Origin of the sequence: Kitasatospora sp. NPDC051705 (assembly GCF_044453265.1) — a bacterium.
Taxonomy (GTDB): Bacteria; Actinomycetota; Actinomycetes; order Streptomycetales; family Streptomycetaceae; genus Kitasatospora.
Genome location: NZ_JBITCO010000005.1, coordinates 195,818 through 211,200 on the forward strand (window position 1 = coordinate 195,818; position 15,383 = coordinate 211,200).

A 15,383-nucleotide genomic window follows, 5' to 3' on the forward strand; every position below is an offset into this window, starting at 1 on the left:
TCCCGTACTTTCGCCCCGCAGCTGCCGTGGCGTCGACTTCACGCTTAACGGCCATCACGGGAACGACGAGTACGTGGGACTCGCTTCCGGTCCTCCCGGCGGGAGGCGCGCAGCATCGGCACTCAACCGAGCAACTTGGACATACTGCCACATGGAGCAGCCCGGATGCCAATCGGGGCCGGTGAGGTCTCCCTCACCGGCCCCGTTCGGGTGACCGTCCTCAGCGGCGCGCGGCGCCGGGCCCCGGCGTCACCAGGGCCGCTTGCTGCCGCAGGTGAGCGCCCACTCCTCGCCGGTCACGTTGGCGCACCACAGCCGGCCCTTGTCGGGCTCGTTGTTGTACTCCTTGAGCTGCTTGTTCACCGGTGCGCAGTCCGTCGGCCCGGCCGGGTCGTACTTCGGGCACTTGCCGTCGCGGTTCACCAGGATGTGGGCGCGCCAGGCGTCCGCACCCATGTCGATGCCCTTGGCGTCGGCCGTCGGCACGAACTCCGGCTTGGTGGTCGGCATGTAGCGGTCCGCGGACCAGGAGGCGGCCATGGTGGCGAACAGCGCCACCGCGCAGACCGCGCCGGCGACCAGCCGGCCGGTGACGGCCGGGCGCAGGGTCAGCGGCACGGGCCCGCCGTCGGTGCCGACGCGCTGCACCGTCCGCAGCCAGCCGGCACCCCGCTGGACGACGAACATCAGGCCGAGCACCGCGAGGATCATCAGCGCGTAGAGGATGATCCAGGTGGTGCGCGGGTACAGCATGACGGCCTTGTCCTTGGCCAGGTGCGAGGCGAAGTAGAAGCGCAGCAGCCAGGCGCTGATCAGGGTCGCCGCGGTGGTCCGGACGGTGATGCTGCGCAGCCCGAGGCCGAGCGCCAGCGCGACGCCGGCCAGCAGCAGCAGCGTGTAGGCGCTCTGCCCGGCGAGCTCACCGTGCCAGGGGAAGTTGTGGTACGTCAGGTCGCCGTTGCGGTCCGAGGCCCAGCTCATGATGTACGCCGGGTCGATGTACACCGAGAGGTAGGCGTACCGGTCCGTGGCCTGGGCGCCGCCCTTGACCAGCTCGTACAGCAGCGGCGAGCCCACCACGCCGGCGCTGACCAGGGTCGCGGCCAGGAACAGCAGCGCGCGCTTGACCCGGGCGGCACCCCGGCGCCACGGCACCAGGAACAGCGTCAGGACGAAGACGCCCGGCGCGGCCCAGACGAACCAGCCCGAGTACCAGAGGAACATCACGCCGAAGGAGGCGCCGAAGCCGACCCCGCGCAGCACGGTGGAGCGCGTGCTCAGCTCGTGCGCCCGGCGCAGCTCGCGCAGGGCCCCGGCCAGCATCGGCACCATGACCAGCATGGTGACGTGGCTGTACGGCCGGATCGGGTCCAGGAAGAGGATCGCCGCCGGGACGGCGATCAGCAGCGCCCAGACCGGGCGCAGCAGCAGGCGCCAGGACAGGTAGGCCATCGGGCCGACCAGCGCGCTGCAGATCAGCTGGACGTCCTTCATGGCGTAGCCGACGCCGCCGACGCCGCCGTAGAACAGCTTCGACCAGACCGCCAGCACGGCCGGGAAGCCGGGCGGGTAGACGCCGGGCAGGCCCTGGCCGCGCAGCATGTCGTTGGCCATGCCCATGAGGTTGCCCGGGTCGCCCTCCTGGCCGCCGAGGCCCCAGTCGGTGCCGTTCAGTGCCACCGCGATGCCGCCGGCGACCACGCCGGTGGCCAGGCCCGCGACGGCCGCGCAGACCAGCCGCTGGAGCACCTGGTAGCGGGCCAGGCTGCCCCGGTAGGCGGCGTAGAGCAGCACCGCGAGGACGGGCAGGCCCACGACGGCCGCGTACTTCTGCACCATGGCCAGGCCGCTGACCTGACCGACCCGGTTGAGCGGGTTGACGTTGATGCGGGTGCAGAGCAGCGTGAAGACGAAGGCCGCCACGATCGAGACCAGGGCCTCGGCCGAGCGCACCGCCCAGGGCCGTGCCAGCAGGCCGTCCATGCGCCCGAGGCGGGCGGCGATCGCGCCCTCCGATTGTCGGGACTCCGCCTGGGAGCCGCCGACCGGGCTGGTGGCCAGATCAGTCATGTCAGTCACTTCCGTGCGGTGGCCACGTCCGGTGAGTGGCATGGAGTGGCGTGGTGGTCGGCGATCGGAGAACAGCGGACATCATAAAACCGCCGCCCGGAGCCCGGGCTCCGGGCGTCGGCCCGCGACGGCCGCTCAGTGCCTGGTCAGCTGCTGCGGACGGCGCGGCCGACCATGGCGCCGGCGTGGGCGAAGTCACCCGCGCCGAGGCGCCCGGCGGCGACCATCAGGGCGTGCAGGCGGGAGGAGAGGTGCAGGTCCGCCGAGCGGGCCGCGGCCGTCCAACCCTTGGCGCGCAGCTCCTTGGAGATCAGCGTGTAGTAGCGCAGCTCCTCGTCGAAGCGCTTGCCGTCCTTGACCCGGTTCGAGGAGTCGCTGGCCTGGTGGCGGCGGTAGCGGAACACCTCGCGCTCGTCGACCAGCAGGTTGCCGCCCTCCATCAGCATGTCGACCATGAAGGCGAGGTCGTGGATGGCGTCGATGTCCGGGCGGTACGGGATCTTCGACAGCGCGGACTGGCGGTAGGTGAGCGACGGCGTGTAGAGCCAGTTGCCGGAGAGCAGGCTCTTCACCGCGGCCTCGCCGCCGATCACGCCGGCCTTGCGGGCCGGGGCGCTGATCCGGCGCTTGACCTTGTCGCCGATGCCGAGCGCGGGCACCAGGTTCCCGTCGCTGTCCATCACCCGCACGCCGGGCTGGACGGCGATCGCGGTCGGGTCGGCCCGCAGGCGCTCCAGGACGACGTCCAGGTAGTCGGGCTCCAGCAGGTCGTCGGCGCCCATCATCGAGACGAACTCGCGCTCGGCCAGGGTGGAGGCCTTGTAGGTGTTGCCGTTCGGGCCGAGCCGCTCCTCGTTGCGGACGTACCGGATCCGTTCGTCGTCCAGGCTCTCGATGTACTCGAGCGCCCGGGTGCCCGGGTACTGGTCATCCACGATGGTCAGCCGCCAGTCCTGCTGGTGCTGGGCCCGGATGCTGTCGATGGTGGCGAACAGGTACTCCGGGTCGCCGTAGTACGGGATGACGAAATCGACGCTCATAACGGCGCCGCACCTCCTGGTCCTGGATCACGCTTCGGTGCCGCCCGGCCGCGGCCGCAGGGCGAGCCAAGTCAACCAGCTTTGCCCGGCCGGTGCGTCGGCCGGTCCGCCCACCCGGGCCCGGAGCCCGGGCGAACCGCGGCGCAAGGGGCCCGAAAGGGAAATTCCGGCGCACGGAAATGCGTCCGGCGGGCGACCCGGAAATGAATCGTCCCGACGATGTCCGGATTTCCCCCGTTTTCAAAACATCCACACCTTCGCAAATGTGGTCTGGACCAATAGGATACCTTCGGAGCGACATGTCGGCCCCCGGCGATCCGGGTTCTGAAGGGCTCCACTCGATGACCATCAGCGTTCCGCAGCACGCCAATAGGCCTCGGCGGTCGCATGCGATACCGGTGACTCCCCCTCCCGTTCAACGGATGAACGGGCGTCAGAGTTCAGCCTGGTGGCTCCCGGTCGAGGGCTTCGTCGGGGTGTCCGCCGCCCTGCTCATGACCTGGGCGGCCCGGTTCGTCCACGTCGATCCCATGGTGCGGGTCGGTCAGGTCAGCGGACTCGCCGGTCTGCAACTCGTCCTGCTGCTCGCGATGGGCGGCACCGTCGGACTTCTGCTGCTCGTGATGCGCCGGTGGCCGGTGCTCCCGCTGCAATTCGGCGCCGCGATATTCGCCGGCCTCTCCAGCGGCGTCCTCGCCGCGGCCGTCTCGCTCGCACTCCGCGGCACCCCCTGGCCGCTCGGCGGTCAGGGCGGCGACGCCGGAGTCCTCCAGGGCTGGGCCTTCAACATCATCCACGGCCAGCCGATCGACGACACCTACCCGCCGCTCTTCCCCCACCTGCTCGGCTGGTACACCCGGCACTTCACCGACGGCGACCCGGGCCACGCGCTGAAGATCGTCAGCCTGGTGTTCATCGCGCTGCTCGGACCGACGGCCTACGTGGCCTGGCGGCTCATCCTCCCCCCGCTGTGGGCCCTCGGCATCGGCGTCACCGCCTCGCTCCCGCTGGCCGACCCGTACAAGCCGTACACCACGATCGTGCTGGTCGGGCTGCTGCCGGTGCTGGCCAAGCTGCTGCAGCTGATCCAGCGCTCCCAGCTCCTCGGCCGCCGCCGCGCGGCCGTCCTGGGCGCCGTCGTCGGGGCGGTGCTCGGGCTGCTGTTCCTGCTGTACTCGGGCTGGTTCGTCTGGTCCGCGGCCGGCCTGGTGCTGATGGGCTTCGTCCTGCTGGTCCGCCAGTGGCGCACCCACGGCACCCCCGCCCTGGTGACGGCCCTGCTGCTGGTCGGCTCGGCCGGCGCGGTCTTCGTCGCGGTGTCCGGCTTCTACCTCACCCGGTTCCTCTCCTCCGCGGGCGGCGCCGTCGACCGCTACTGCTACTTCGACGTCTACACGGAGCCCAGCTACTTCACGATGTGGGGCGGCGACATGCCCGGCGGCCTCGGGCTCGGCGCCTGGCCGCAGCCCGGCGAGATCGGCGGCGTCGGCCTGTTCGCCGTCGTGCTGCTGGTCGGGGCCGCCGCCGCGCTCGTGGTCGGCCCGCGCAACTCCGTGGTGCTGGCCACCGCGGCCGCCGCGGCGAGCGCCTTCCTGATGCGCTACTGGTACGCCTCCCACATGTGGAAGGACCAGGCGGTGATGCTCTACCCGCGCACCAACCAGCAGCTGCTCTACTGCTTCGTCGTGCTCACCGGCCTGGCCCTGTTCCTCGGCGTCGAGCGCCTCCTGGAACGGCGGCACCGGACCGTTCCCCGGGAGCACCCCGAGCGGCCCGGGCGCACGCCCCGCCGCTACGCGCTGGCCTCGCTGTGCGCGCTCGGCCTGCTGATCGGCATGGCCGGCTCGTCCACCGGCAGCCGGTACATGCCCGAGCCCGCCGCCCGGATCGACAGCACCGGCAACCTCGCCCACACCGCCCAGGTCCTGCGCGGGCTGAACGGCGTCTGCTCGCCCTACGCGGACGCCGCGCAGTGCGTCGACCCGGTGCCGCCGGCGGTCTTCGACCAGGCCGCGAAGATCAGGAAGGACCAGGAGAACCAGCAGAAGCCCGAGTACCGGGTGCTGAGCTGCCAGGAGGGCGGCAGCCCGTACCCGCACGCCCCCAAGCCCACCCCCACCACCACCCAGGGGGCCGGTCGGCTGGAGACCCTGGTGGAGGCCCTGGTCCGGGGCTGAGCGCCCCCGGACACGGCCGAGGGCCGGCACCCCGTTCGGGGTGCCGGCCCTCGGCCGTCGGTGCCGGGCGCGCGGCCCTCGGCCCTCGCAGCGGGAGGCGGGTCAGCGGTCGGAGCCGACCGGGGCGTCGAGGCGGTCGTTGTTGTGGCGGACGCCCTCGGTGATGGCGACCGTACGGGCCAGGTCCGTGAGCTTCTTCTCCAGCGAGCGGAAGCGCAGGTAGGTGTTGAGCGTCAGGAAGCCCATGGCGATCACCATCAGGTAGAGCACCAGGTCGGTGCCGCGGCCCACGCCCAGCGCGGTGGCCAGCTTGGTGACGCCGGCCGGCCACAGGATCGCGATCACGTTGGCGATCACGAACAGCGCGAAGGCGATGCGCTTCCACGCCCGGGTGTTCGCGGCGTCCCAGCGCCGGACGAACAGGAGGGCCATGGCCACCGCGGCCAGGACGAGGATCAGCTGAATCCAGAGGTGATTCATCGGCGGTTACGCTCCCGCAGCGAGATGTCGAAGAGGATGTTCACGCCGTTGATCAGGGACTGGCCCTTGGCGCGCGAGTAGTCGGTGTAGAGGATGTCCACCGGGACCTCGGCGACCCGGAGGTCCGAGCCGGCGAGGAAGGAAACGATCTCCGAGGCGTGCGCCATGCCGTTCATGGTGATCCGGATCCGGCTGGCGGCCTCGCGGTTCATCACCCGCAGACCGTTGTGCGCGTCGGTCAGCTTGAGCTTGCGGGCGGTCGGGCTGACGGCCGCGGCGGTGCGGAGCACGACCCGCTTGATCCACGGCACCTGGCCGGTCTGCTCGATGAAGCGGGAGCCGAGCACGATGTCGGCCTCGCCGCCGCGCAGCAGCGCGACCATCTTCTCGACGTCGGCCGTCTGGTGCTGGCCGTCCGCGTCGAAGGTGGCGAAGTACTCCGCGCCCTCCTGCTCCAGGGCGTACCGCAGGCCGGTCTGCAGGGCGGCGCCCTGGCCCAGGTTGACCGGGTGGCGCACCAGGTGCGCGCCGGTCGTCATGACGTGCTTGGCCGTGTCGTCGGTGCAGCCGTCGTCGATCACCACGATGTTGGGGAAGGTCTTGCGTGCCCCTTCCACGACGTCGGCGATCACCTGGCCTTCGTTGTAGGCCGGGATCACCAGCCAGACGTTGTCATACTCGGACACAGGGGGCTCCATGCTTGGCGAACGGCACGGCGGCGCGTGCCTGGGTCTGTCTGTCGTCGGTGGTGATCACGGGCGTCGTCGGCCAATCACGGTCACGTCCCCCGCCCTCACGAGGTCCGCAGCGGCTCGGCCGCACCGCGGTCGTCCAGCCCGGTGTGCCCGGGGGCGGGACGCGAGGGGAACGCCCGGTACAGCGACCAGAGCATCAGGACGGCGCTGACCAGCGCTCCGGCGAGGTACGCGAGCTCGGCGCGCACGCCGACGGCGCCGGGGGCGAGCGCGACGGCTACCAATGCTACGGAACCGGCGGACCAGCCCACCAGCTGCCGGCGGTGCTGCCCGCTCGACATCAGCGCCTGGCCGAAGACCGTCGCGAGGACGTAGCAGAGGGTGCCGAGGACGAGCCACGCGAAGTCCAGCGGGCCGAGCAGGTCCTTGGCGTTGAAGAGCAGCGGGTTGAGCCAGGCGCCGAGGGCGATCACCGGCAGGCCGCCGCCGATGCACATCGCGGCGACGATCGCGGTGGTGCGGGTCAGCACCTTGCGGAACTCGGCGTGGTCGCCGGCCGCGGCGGCGCCGGAGAGCGCGGAGACCATCGAGGCCTGCAGGGCGCTGTAGGCGAAGAGCGGGACGCGGGCCATCACCACGGCCTGGCCGAGGGCGAAGACCAGGGCGTCGGAGGCCTCGGAGTGCTTCGGCGCCAGCAGGCGAACGCAGACGACGGTCGCGTTGACCACCAGCTGGCTGAGCATCACGGAGGCGATCAGCAGGCCGAGGCCGCCGGTGAGCTGGCGCCAGGCGACCTCGGGCCCGGGCGCGCGGTCCGCGAGGATGCCGCGCAGGCCGATCAGCGAGGCGGCGACGGGGGCGACCACCAGGATCAGGCCGAAGGCCAGTGCCGAGTGCAGTCCGATCGCGGCGGTCAGCGCGGCCAGGCCGATGCGCAGGGCGCCGTCGACGGCCAGCTGGGTGCCGTAGGGCCCGAACAGGCCGAGGCCGGCCAGCGCGCCGCGGGAGACCGAGCTCACCGCGAGGCCCGCCATGCCGCCGGCGAGCGCCACCACGAGCGTGCGGTCGCCGCCGAACAGCTGGTCGGCGATCGGGCCCGCGGCGGCGGCCAGCAGGGCGCAGGCCGCCGCGAGGATGGCCAGGGCGAGCAGCAGCATCCGCCGGACCGCCGGCAGCGCGCCGTGCCCGGCCACCTTGCGGGCGGCGACCAGGCGCGTCAGTTCGAGCTCGACGGGCTGGAACAGGCCCCAGCCGATCGACATCACGATGGTCCAGAGCATCGTCACCCTGGCTGCGCCGGCCGTCCCGAGGCTGTAGCCCACGAGCGCCATGTAGACGTACGCCGAGGCGCCGAGCACGACCGTCCCACCGATCACGAGCCGCGCCCCCGGGGGTAGGACCCCAAGCAGCTTGGCGATCGGGTTCTTCATCACATGATCACCGAATTCATCGGCCGACCTTGCCACACGTCTCCGCACGAGGCCGGCCCGGCCGTGCGATTGCTGTGAATAGTAGCGGGTGGGCGTGAACATCCGATGACGGTGGGTCCCACCGTCAGCCACCGGGGAAGGTACGGCCCCACGGCTCCGTCCAGAGGTTCTGAGGATCGCTCAGCACCGTCACCGTGACACCGGCCGCGGCCAGGTCCCGCTTGATCCGTTCGCCCACCGACCGGTCCGCGGTCACGATGGTCGGCCGCACCGGCGCGGCCGGGAGCTTGGCGATGGCGCCCTTGAGGCGACCCATCGACTTCTGGTAGTCCTCCTCCTTCACCTGGGGGCCGCCGATCGACACCCAGTGGATGTCGTAGAGCGCCGCCATGTCGCCGCCGCGCCGGTTCATCAGCGAGGCGAGCCAGGTGGCCTTGAGGTTCTTGTAGTCGTCGTTGGCGAAGAGCACGATCACCGGGCCCGCGCTCGGGATGTCCAGCGCCGCCGCGCCCTTGGGGCCCATGTCCCCCTTGAACTCGCCGCGCCCCCAGACCACCAGCCGGTTGCCGGACCACGCCGAGGGGTTGTCCTCGGTGGTCAGGAAGCCCCACTGCACGTTGGCGAAGAGGCTGAGCGCGGCGGCCACGGCCAGCCCGGAGGCCACCAGCTCGCCGGCCCGCCGCCGCAGCGTGCGGGCGCTCCCCCGGTACGCGGGCTGGAGGGCGATCCCGACGGCGCCGAGCGAGATCAGGCTGACCACGACGCCGACGGCCGTCATCTTGTGGATGTAGTAGGAGTACCGCCCGATGCTGTGCAGCTGGTACGCGGCGAAGGCGCTGAGCAGCGCGCCGGTGCCGAGCAGCACCGCGAGGTGGGCCTGGCCGGAGGCGGTCCTGCGGTAGCGCGGCATGGCCGCGGCGAGCAGGCCGAGCAGCCCGCCGCCGATCAGCACCGCGCGGTCGGCCTCGACGCTCGGGCCGCTCATGTTCGAGGCGCCGGCCACGTCCAGGTCGCCCATCAGCGAGAGGACGCTCGGCAGCGCCGCCACGCCCAGCGCGCACGCCAGCGCGCCGGCGGTCCACCACCAGCTCCACGGGAGCCTGCGCCGGTGCACCACCACCGCGCCCAGCAGGGCCACGCCCACGAAGGCGCCGTAGATGTTGTAGGTGTAGGTGACGGTGATCAGACCGGCCGAGGCGGCCAGCAGGAACTCGACGGGGCCCATCGCGGGGCGGATCAGCACGGCGAGCGCGAGCGCGATCAGCAGCAGGCCGATGAAGGTCGAGTCGAAGCCGTGGATCAGCAGGTCCGTGTAGTTGCTCGCGAACATGAGGGCGCCGACGCTCGCGCACACCGCGGCGCACCGCCACCCGTACAGCCGCGGCCCGGCGATCCACCGGGCGGCCCAGACCAGCGCGGCGCAGAACAGCGCGTAGGCCAGCAGCAGGTACAGGAAGTACCGGTTCATCGTGTAGAGCATGTCGCCGGGGTCGGCGCCGGAGTGGACCACCGCGTCGACCCAGGCCAGCAGGAAGTGCGAGCCCTGCGGGTACGTCACCTCGGACGGCGGGATCAGGAAGTTCCGGGCGGCCTCCTGGTGGAGGAAGTTGAAGCCGCCGACGCCCTGGATGCCGGAGAAGAAGGAGAAGTGCGCGAGGCGGTCCTCGGAGGTGGCGAACAGCGCGACCCGCTCGGCCGCCGACGTCCCCGCGACGGGGTGGAAGAGGTAGTGCCAGATGCCGTAGCCGGTGCCCAGGACCAGCAGGTCGGACCAGCGGAAGCGCACCGGCAGCCGCGGCGCGCGGCGGGCGGCCCAGGCGGCCACCGTCACCACGCTGAACATCAGACCGGTGGTGGGGATCGGCGACAGGCCCCACGGCCAGAGCGAGAAGAGCAGACCGAAGGTCAGCACCGAGCCGGCCAGCAGCAGCCCGGCCACGAACAGCCGGTCCAGCAGCACGCCGCCGACCCTGATCACGGCGGCTATCGCGAGCAGCAGCAGCGGCAGCAGCACCACGCCCAGGTGCAGCGTGACCAGCCCGGCCGGCACCAGCCAGGACAGTGCGAGCCCCCCGGCCAGCACGAGCGGGCTGCGGCGGCCGGGCCGCCCCCCGCCGGTCGGGGCGGGTGGCGGCCCCGGCGGCGAGGTCGGTCGCGAGGCCTCGCGCTCGCGCTCGGGCGTGGAATGTACGGTCGACACGGTGCCGTGCCCCTTCGGTCGGAGTCCCTGCCGCCCGTCTCCCCCAGCCGGGTGCGGACTTCCTCTACCGTGAGCGGGCAGGCTACGAGCGCCCAGCATACCGAGTAGGCCCTTGCCGACAGCGGCTCAGGGCCCCGGGTGCACGGTCTGCGAACCGTCCGGAGCAACGCCGTTCAGCCGCGGAACACCCAGACCTTCAGCAGGACGAAGCGGGCCACCGTGGCGAGGCCGTTGGCGACGACCAGTCCGGCCACCTCGACCGGTCGGGAGGCGTCCGGCGCGACCTGGTCGAGCAGGGCGAGTACGCCCGCGCTGAGACCGAGTCCGATCAGGAAGGCCACCGCGCCCTGCAGTTGGTGCCGGACCATCCCCTGCGCGCCGGTCACCCCGAAGGTGAACCGCCGGTTGGCCGCGGTGTTGGCCACCGCGCTGACGGCCAGCGCGATCAGGTTGGCCGCCTGCGGGTCGGTGAACCACCGCGCGGCGACGAAGAGCCCCAGGTAGAAGAGGGTGCTGAGGACGCCGATGACCAGGAAGGACGGCAGTTGACGGCGGGTCGGCGGAGCGGGCTCGGACGCCTCCTCCTCGACGACGGTCACCGGCCCCGGCCCCGCTCGTCGTCCTCGGCCGAGTCGTAGCCGACGAAGTAGGTCGGCCGGGCCTGCACCGCCGAGTAGATCCTGCCGACGTACTCCCCTAGCAGTCCGACGCAGATCAGCTGCACGGCGCCGATGAACAGCATGCCGATGAACAGCGACGCCCAGCCCGGTACGGTCGCGCCGAGCACGTAGGAGACGGTGGTGTAGACCCCGAGGCCGATGCAGACCACGAAGCTCACCAGGCCCAGCCAGGTGGCGAGCCGCAGCGGGGCGGCGGAGAAGTTGGTGACGCTGTCCAGCGCCAGCCGGAGCATCTTGGACAGCGGGTAGTGGGTGCCGCCGGCCACCCGCTCCTCACGGACGTACACCACCTCGCCGCTGGGGAAGCCGAGCCACGGCACCAGCAGCCGGTAGACCGGCTGGTGCTCGGGCAGCTGCTTGAGGGCCTCCACGGCCGCGCGGCTGAGCAGCCGGAAGTCGCCGGCCTGGTTGGGCATCCGCTTGCCGACCAGCCGACGCATCAGCCAGTAGTAGGCGCCGGCCGTCCGGCGCTTGAAGGCGGTGTCGGTGCCGCGGTCCCCGCGGACGCCGTAGACCACGTCGAGGCCCTGCTCGCGGGCCAGGTCGAGCATCTCCGGGATCTTCTCCGGCGGGTCCTGCAGGTCGGCGTCGATGCTCACCACGTAGTCGCCGAGGGCCCGGTGGATGCCGGCGGTGAGCGCGGCCTGGTGCCCGGAGTTGCGGGCGAAGCGGACGATGCGGAACTCCGGCCAGTCCTGCCGGATCTTCTGCATCAGGACGGGCGTGGCGTCCGTGCTGCCGTCGTCGACGCCCACGACCTCGTAGTCGGTCCCGAGCCCGTCCAGGATCGGCCGCAGCCGCTCGACGGTGAAGGGGAGCGCCTCCTGCTCGTTGTAGATCGGCATCACGACCGACAACAGTGGTGCCGTAGGCATGCGTTGGATCCCACTTTCCGCGACGGCGGGGCTGGACGGTGGCCCGACAATAACAGCCGGCCATGAGCGACCCGTGAGAGCGACCGGGGGCGGGTGAGGGCCGGATGAAGGCCGAAGGGCTCCGCACACTCGCGTGTGCGGAGCCCTTCGGTTCGCCTGAGCGGTGCAGGCAGGTCAGAACACCGATTACTTGATGATCTTGGTGACCTGGCCGGCGCCGACGGTGCGGCCACCCTCACGGATGGCGAACTTCAGGCCCTCCTCCATGGCGATCGGCTGGATCAGCGCGACCGTCATGCCGGTGTTGTCGCCCGGCATGACCATCTCGGTGCCCTCGGGGAGGGTCACGACGCCGGTCACGTCCGTGGTACGGAAGTAGAACTGCGGGCGGTAGTTGTTGAAGAACGGGGTGTGGCGGCCACCCTCGTCCTTCGACAGGATGTAGGCCTGGGCCTCGAAGTCGGTGTGCGGGGTAACCGAACCCGGCTTGATGATGACCTGGCCGCGCTCGACGTCCTCGCGCTTGATGCCACGGAGCAGCAGACCGACGTTCTCACCGGCCTGGCCCTCGTCGAGCAGCTTGCGGAACATCTCGATGCCGGTGACCGTGGTGGTGGTCTTGGTCTCCTTGATGCCGATGATGTCGACAGTCTCGTTGACCTTGAGGATGCCACGCTCGATGCGGCCGGTGACGACGGTGCCACGACCGGTGATCGTGAAGACGTCCTCGATCGGCATCAGGAACGGCTGGTCCACGGCGCGGGCCGGGGTCGGGATGGCCTCGTCGACGGCGTGCATCAGGCCGAGGAGCTTCTCGCCCCACTCCTTGTCGCCTTCCAGCGCCTTCAGCGCGGAGACGCGGACGACCGGCAGGTCGTCGCCCGGGAACTCGTACTCGGAGAGGAGCTCACGGACCTCGAGCTCGACGAGCTCCAGGATCTCCTCGTCGTCCACCATGTCGGCCTTGTTCAGGGCGACGACGATGTAGGGGACGCCGACCTGGCGGGCCAGGAGGACGTGCTCCTTGGTCTGCGGCATCGGGCCGTCGGTGGCGGCGACGACGAGGATCGCACCGTCCATCTGGGCCGCACCGGTGATCATGTTCTTGATGTAGTCCGCGTGACCCGGGCAGTCGACGTGGGCGTAGTGACGCGCCTCGGTCTGGTACTCGACGTGCGCGATCGAGATGGTGATACCGCGCTGCCGCTCCTCCGGCGCCTTGTCGATCTGGTCGAACGGCGTGAAGGGGTTGATCTCCGGGTACGCGTCGTGCAGCACCTTGGTGATGGCCGCGGTAAGGGTCGTCTTACCGTGGTCAATGTGACCGATGGTGCCGATGTTGACGTGGGGCTTCGTCCGCTCGAACTTCGCCTTCGCCACTGCAGTCCTCCTGAGGACAGTTCTGTACGCCGTGCTGACGTCAGTTGGTCTTTGATCGGGATTGGGCCCGGGGTGCCTGAGCACTCCGCACCGTCCCGCGGGTGGGGGCCGGAGGCACCCGGGAGAATCCGACCGGATCCTCCCGGGACGCCTCCTAATAGCCTAAGGGTTCGCAATCGTCCCGAATGTCGGGACGTTCGCGGCCTCGGGTAGGGAACCGGCTGGTGCCGGTCCTTACTCGCCCTTGGCCTTGGCGATGATCTCCTCCGCCACGGCCTTCGGCACCTCGGCGTACGAGTCGAACTGCATCGAGTAGCTCGCGCGACCAGAGGTCTTGCTGCGCAGATCACCGACGTAGCCGAACATCTCGGAGAGCGGCACCAGCGCCGTGACGACGCGGGCACCGTGACGCTCGTCCATGGACCGGATCTGGCCACGGCGAGAGTTGATGTCGCCAATCACGTCGCCCATGTAGTCCTCGGGCGTGGTGACCTCGACGGCCATCATCGGCTCGAGGAGGACCGGCTTGGCCTTCCGCGCGCCTTCCTTGAACGCCATGGAACCGGCGATCTTGAACGCGAGCTCGGAGGAGTCCACGTCGTGGGCCTGGCCGTCGAGCAGCTTCACGCGGACACCCTGGAGCGGGTAGCCGGCGAGCACACCGAACTCCATGGCCTCCTGCGCACCGGCGTCGACCGACGGGATGTACTCGCGCGGAACGCGGCCACCGGTGACCAGGTTCTGGAACTCGTAGCCCTCGCCGGACTCGATCGGCTCGATCGCGATCTGCACCTTGGCGAACTGACCGGAACCACCGGTCTGCTTCTTGTGGGTGTAGTCGATGCGCTCGACGGCCTGACGGATCGTCTCGCGGTACGCGACCTGCGGCTTGCCGACGTTGGCCTCGACCTTGAACTCACGCTTCATACGGTCGACCAGCACCTCGAGGTGCAGCTCGCCCATACCCGCGATGATGGTCTGGCCGGTCTCCTCGTCCGTGTTGACCTGGAAGGACGGGTCCTCCTCGGCGAGGCGCTGGATGGCGATACCCAGACGCTCCTGGTCACCCTTGGACTTGGGCTCGATGGCGACGCGGATGACCGGGGCCGGGAAGTCCATGGACTCCAGGATGACCGGGTTCTTCTCGTCGGCCAGCGTCTCACCGGTGGTGGTCTGCTTCAGGCCCATGACGGCGACGATGTCGCCGGCGCCCACCGACTCGATCTCCTCACGCTTGTTCGCGTGCATGCGGTAGATCTTGCCGATGCGCTCCTTCTTGCCCTTCACGGCGTTCAGCACCGAGGTGCCGGACTCCAGGCGGCCGGAGTAGATCCGGACGAAGGTGAGCTTGCCCAGGTGCGGGTCGGACATGATCTTGAACGCCAGCGCGGCCAGCGGCTCGTCGTCCGAGGCCTTGCGGGAGATCGTGGTCTCCGGGTCGTTGGGCTTGGTGCCCTCGATCGACTCGATGTCCAGCGGCGACGGCAGGTACTTGACGACCGCGTCGAGCAGGGGCTGCACGCCCTTGTTCTTGAACGCGGTGCCGCAGAAGATCGGCGTGAAGGCCGACTCCAGGGTGCCCTTGCGGATCGCCGTGTAGAGCAGCTCCTCGGGGACCTCTTCGCCCTCCATGGCGAGCATCATCACGTCATCGCTGACGTTCGACACCTCGTCCAGGAGACGCTCGCGGTACTCGTTCGCCTGCTCCTGCAGCTCGGCCGGGATGTCGACGATGTCGTACATCTCGCCCTTGGCGGCCTCGGCGGACCAGACCAGGGCCTTCATGCGGACCAGGTCGACGACGCCCTTGAAGTCCGCCTCGGCACCGATCGGGAGCTGCATCACCAGCGGGGTCGCGCCGAGGCGCTCCACGATGGTGTCGACGCAGAAGAAGAAGTTCGCGCCCGTGCGGTCCAGCTTGTTGATGAAGCAGATGCGCGGGACGCTGTAGCGGTCAGCCTGCCGCCACACGGTCTCGGACTGGGGCTCGACACCGGCGACACCGTCGAACACCGTCACGGCACCGTCGAGGACGCGCAGCGAACGCTCCACCTCGACGGTGAAGTCGACGTGACCCGGGGTGTCGATGATGTTGATGGTGTTGTCGACGCCGTCGACCGTCCAGTGACAGGTCGTCGCGGCCGACGTGATCGTGATGCCGCGCTCCTGCTCCTGCTCCATCCAGTCCATGGTGGCAGCGCCATCGTGGACCTCACCGATCTTGTACGAGACACCGGTGTAGAACAGGATCCGCTCGGTGGTGGTGGTCTTGCCCGCGTCGATGTGCGCCATGATCCCGATGTTGCGGACCCTGGCGAGGTCAAGGGAGGTTGCAGCCATGGTGGCTCGTTCTCTC

General features: G+C 70.4%; 11 protein-coding genes. 1 reads left to right on the forward strand and 10 read right to left on the reverse strand.

Annotated elements, in window-relative coordinates; all coding sequences use genetic code 11:
* Positions 1–249 precede the first annotated feature (249 nt).
* Both ACIA8Q_RS09120 and ACIA8Q_RS09125 read right to left on the reverse strand, forming a co-directional pair.
* Positions 250–2,070, reverse strand: a complete 1,821-nt coding sequence (locus ACIA8Q_RS09120) for a hypothetical protein (RefSeq protein WP_396316935.1) — start codon at positions 2,068–2,070, stop codon at positions 250–252.
* Positions 2,071–2,216: 146 nt separating this feature from the next.
* Entirely contained in the window at positions 2,217–3,110 is an 894-nt protein-coding gene (locus tag ACIA8Q_RS09125; RefSeq protein WP_360209101.1) for a glycosyltransferase, read from the reverse strand.
* Positions 3,111–3,532: 422 nt separating this feature from the next.
* On the opposite strand from ACIA8Q_RS09125, the gene ACIA8Q_RS09130 reads away from it, so the two are divergent.
* On the forward strand, positions 3,533–5,287 hold the full coding sequence (locus ACIA8Q_RS09130) for a hypothetical protein (protein WP_396316936.1): 1,755 nt from the start codon (positions 3,533–3,535) through the stop codon (positions 5,285–5,287).
* A 102-nt stretch (positions 5,288–5,389) separates the two neighbouring features.
* On the opposite strand, the gene ACIA8Q_RS09135 is transcribed toward ACIA8Q_RS09130, so the two are convergent.
* From ACIA8Q_RS09135 to fusA, 8 genes are all read right to left on the reverse strand, one after another.
* On the reverse strand, positions 5,390–5,767 hold the full coding sequence (locus ACIA8Q_RS09135; protein WP_360209106.1) for a DUF2304 domain-containing protein: 378 nt from the start codon (positions 5,765–5,767) through the stop codon (positions 5,390–5,392).
* Complete coding sequence (locus tag ACIA8Q_RS09140; protein WP_360209108.1) at positions 5,764–6,453, reverse strand: glycosyltransferase family 2 protein; 690 nt, start codon at positions 6,451–6,453, stop codon at positions 5,764–5,766. Before ACIA8Q_RS09140 ends, ACIA8Q_RS09135 begins: the two co-directional genes overlap by 4 nt.
* Before the next feature lie 107 nt (positions 6,454–6,560).
* Positions 6,561–7,892 (reverse strand): hypothetical protein, encoded by a 1,332-nt coding sequence (locus ACIA8Q_RS09145; protein ID WP_360209111.1) that lies wholly within the window; start codon positions 7,890–7,892, stop codon positions 6,561–6,563.
* A gap of 124 nt (positions 7,893–8,016) precedes the next feature.
* The gene (locus ACIA8Q_RS09150) at positions 8,017–10,092 is read right to left on the reverse strand and encodes a hypothetical protein (RefSeq protein WP_360209113.1); all 2,076 of its coding nucleotides are present in this window, start codon (positions 10,090–10,092) and stop codon (positions 8,017–8,019) included.
* A gap of 173 nt (positions 10,093–10,265) precedes the next feature.
* Positions 10,266–10,691, reverse strand: coding sequence for a GtrA family protein (locus ACIA8Q_RS09155; protein WP_360209115.1), 426 nt, complete (start codon positions 10,689–10,691; stop codon positions 10,266–10,268).
* Entirely contained in the window at positions 10,688–11,647 is a 960-nt protein-coding gene (locus tag ACIA8Q_RS09160) for a glycosyltransferase family 2 protein (RefSeq protein WP_360209118.1), read from the reverse strand. Before ACIA8Q_RS09160 ends, ACIA8Q_RS09155 begins: the two co-directional genes overlap by 4 nt.
* A gap of 186 nt (positions 11,648–11,833) precedes the next feature.
* A complete protein-coding gene (gene tuf / locus ACIA8Q_RS09165) occupies positions 11,834–13,027 on the reverse strand; it encodes an elongation factor Tu (RefSeq protein ID WP_326846505.1) in 1,194 nt (397 codons plus the stop codon).
* A gap of 234 nt (positions 13,028–13,261) precedes the next feature.
* A complete protein-coding gene (fusA, locus tag ACIA8Q_RS09170; protein WP_360209121.1) occupies positions 13,262–15,367 on the reverse strand; it encodes an elongation factor G in 2,106 nt (701 codons plus the stop codon).
* Between the last annotated feature and the right edge of the window lie 16 nt (positions 15,368–15,383).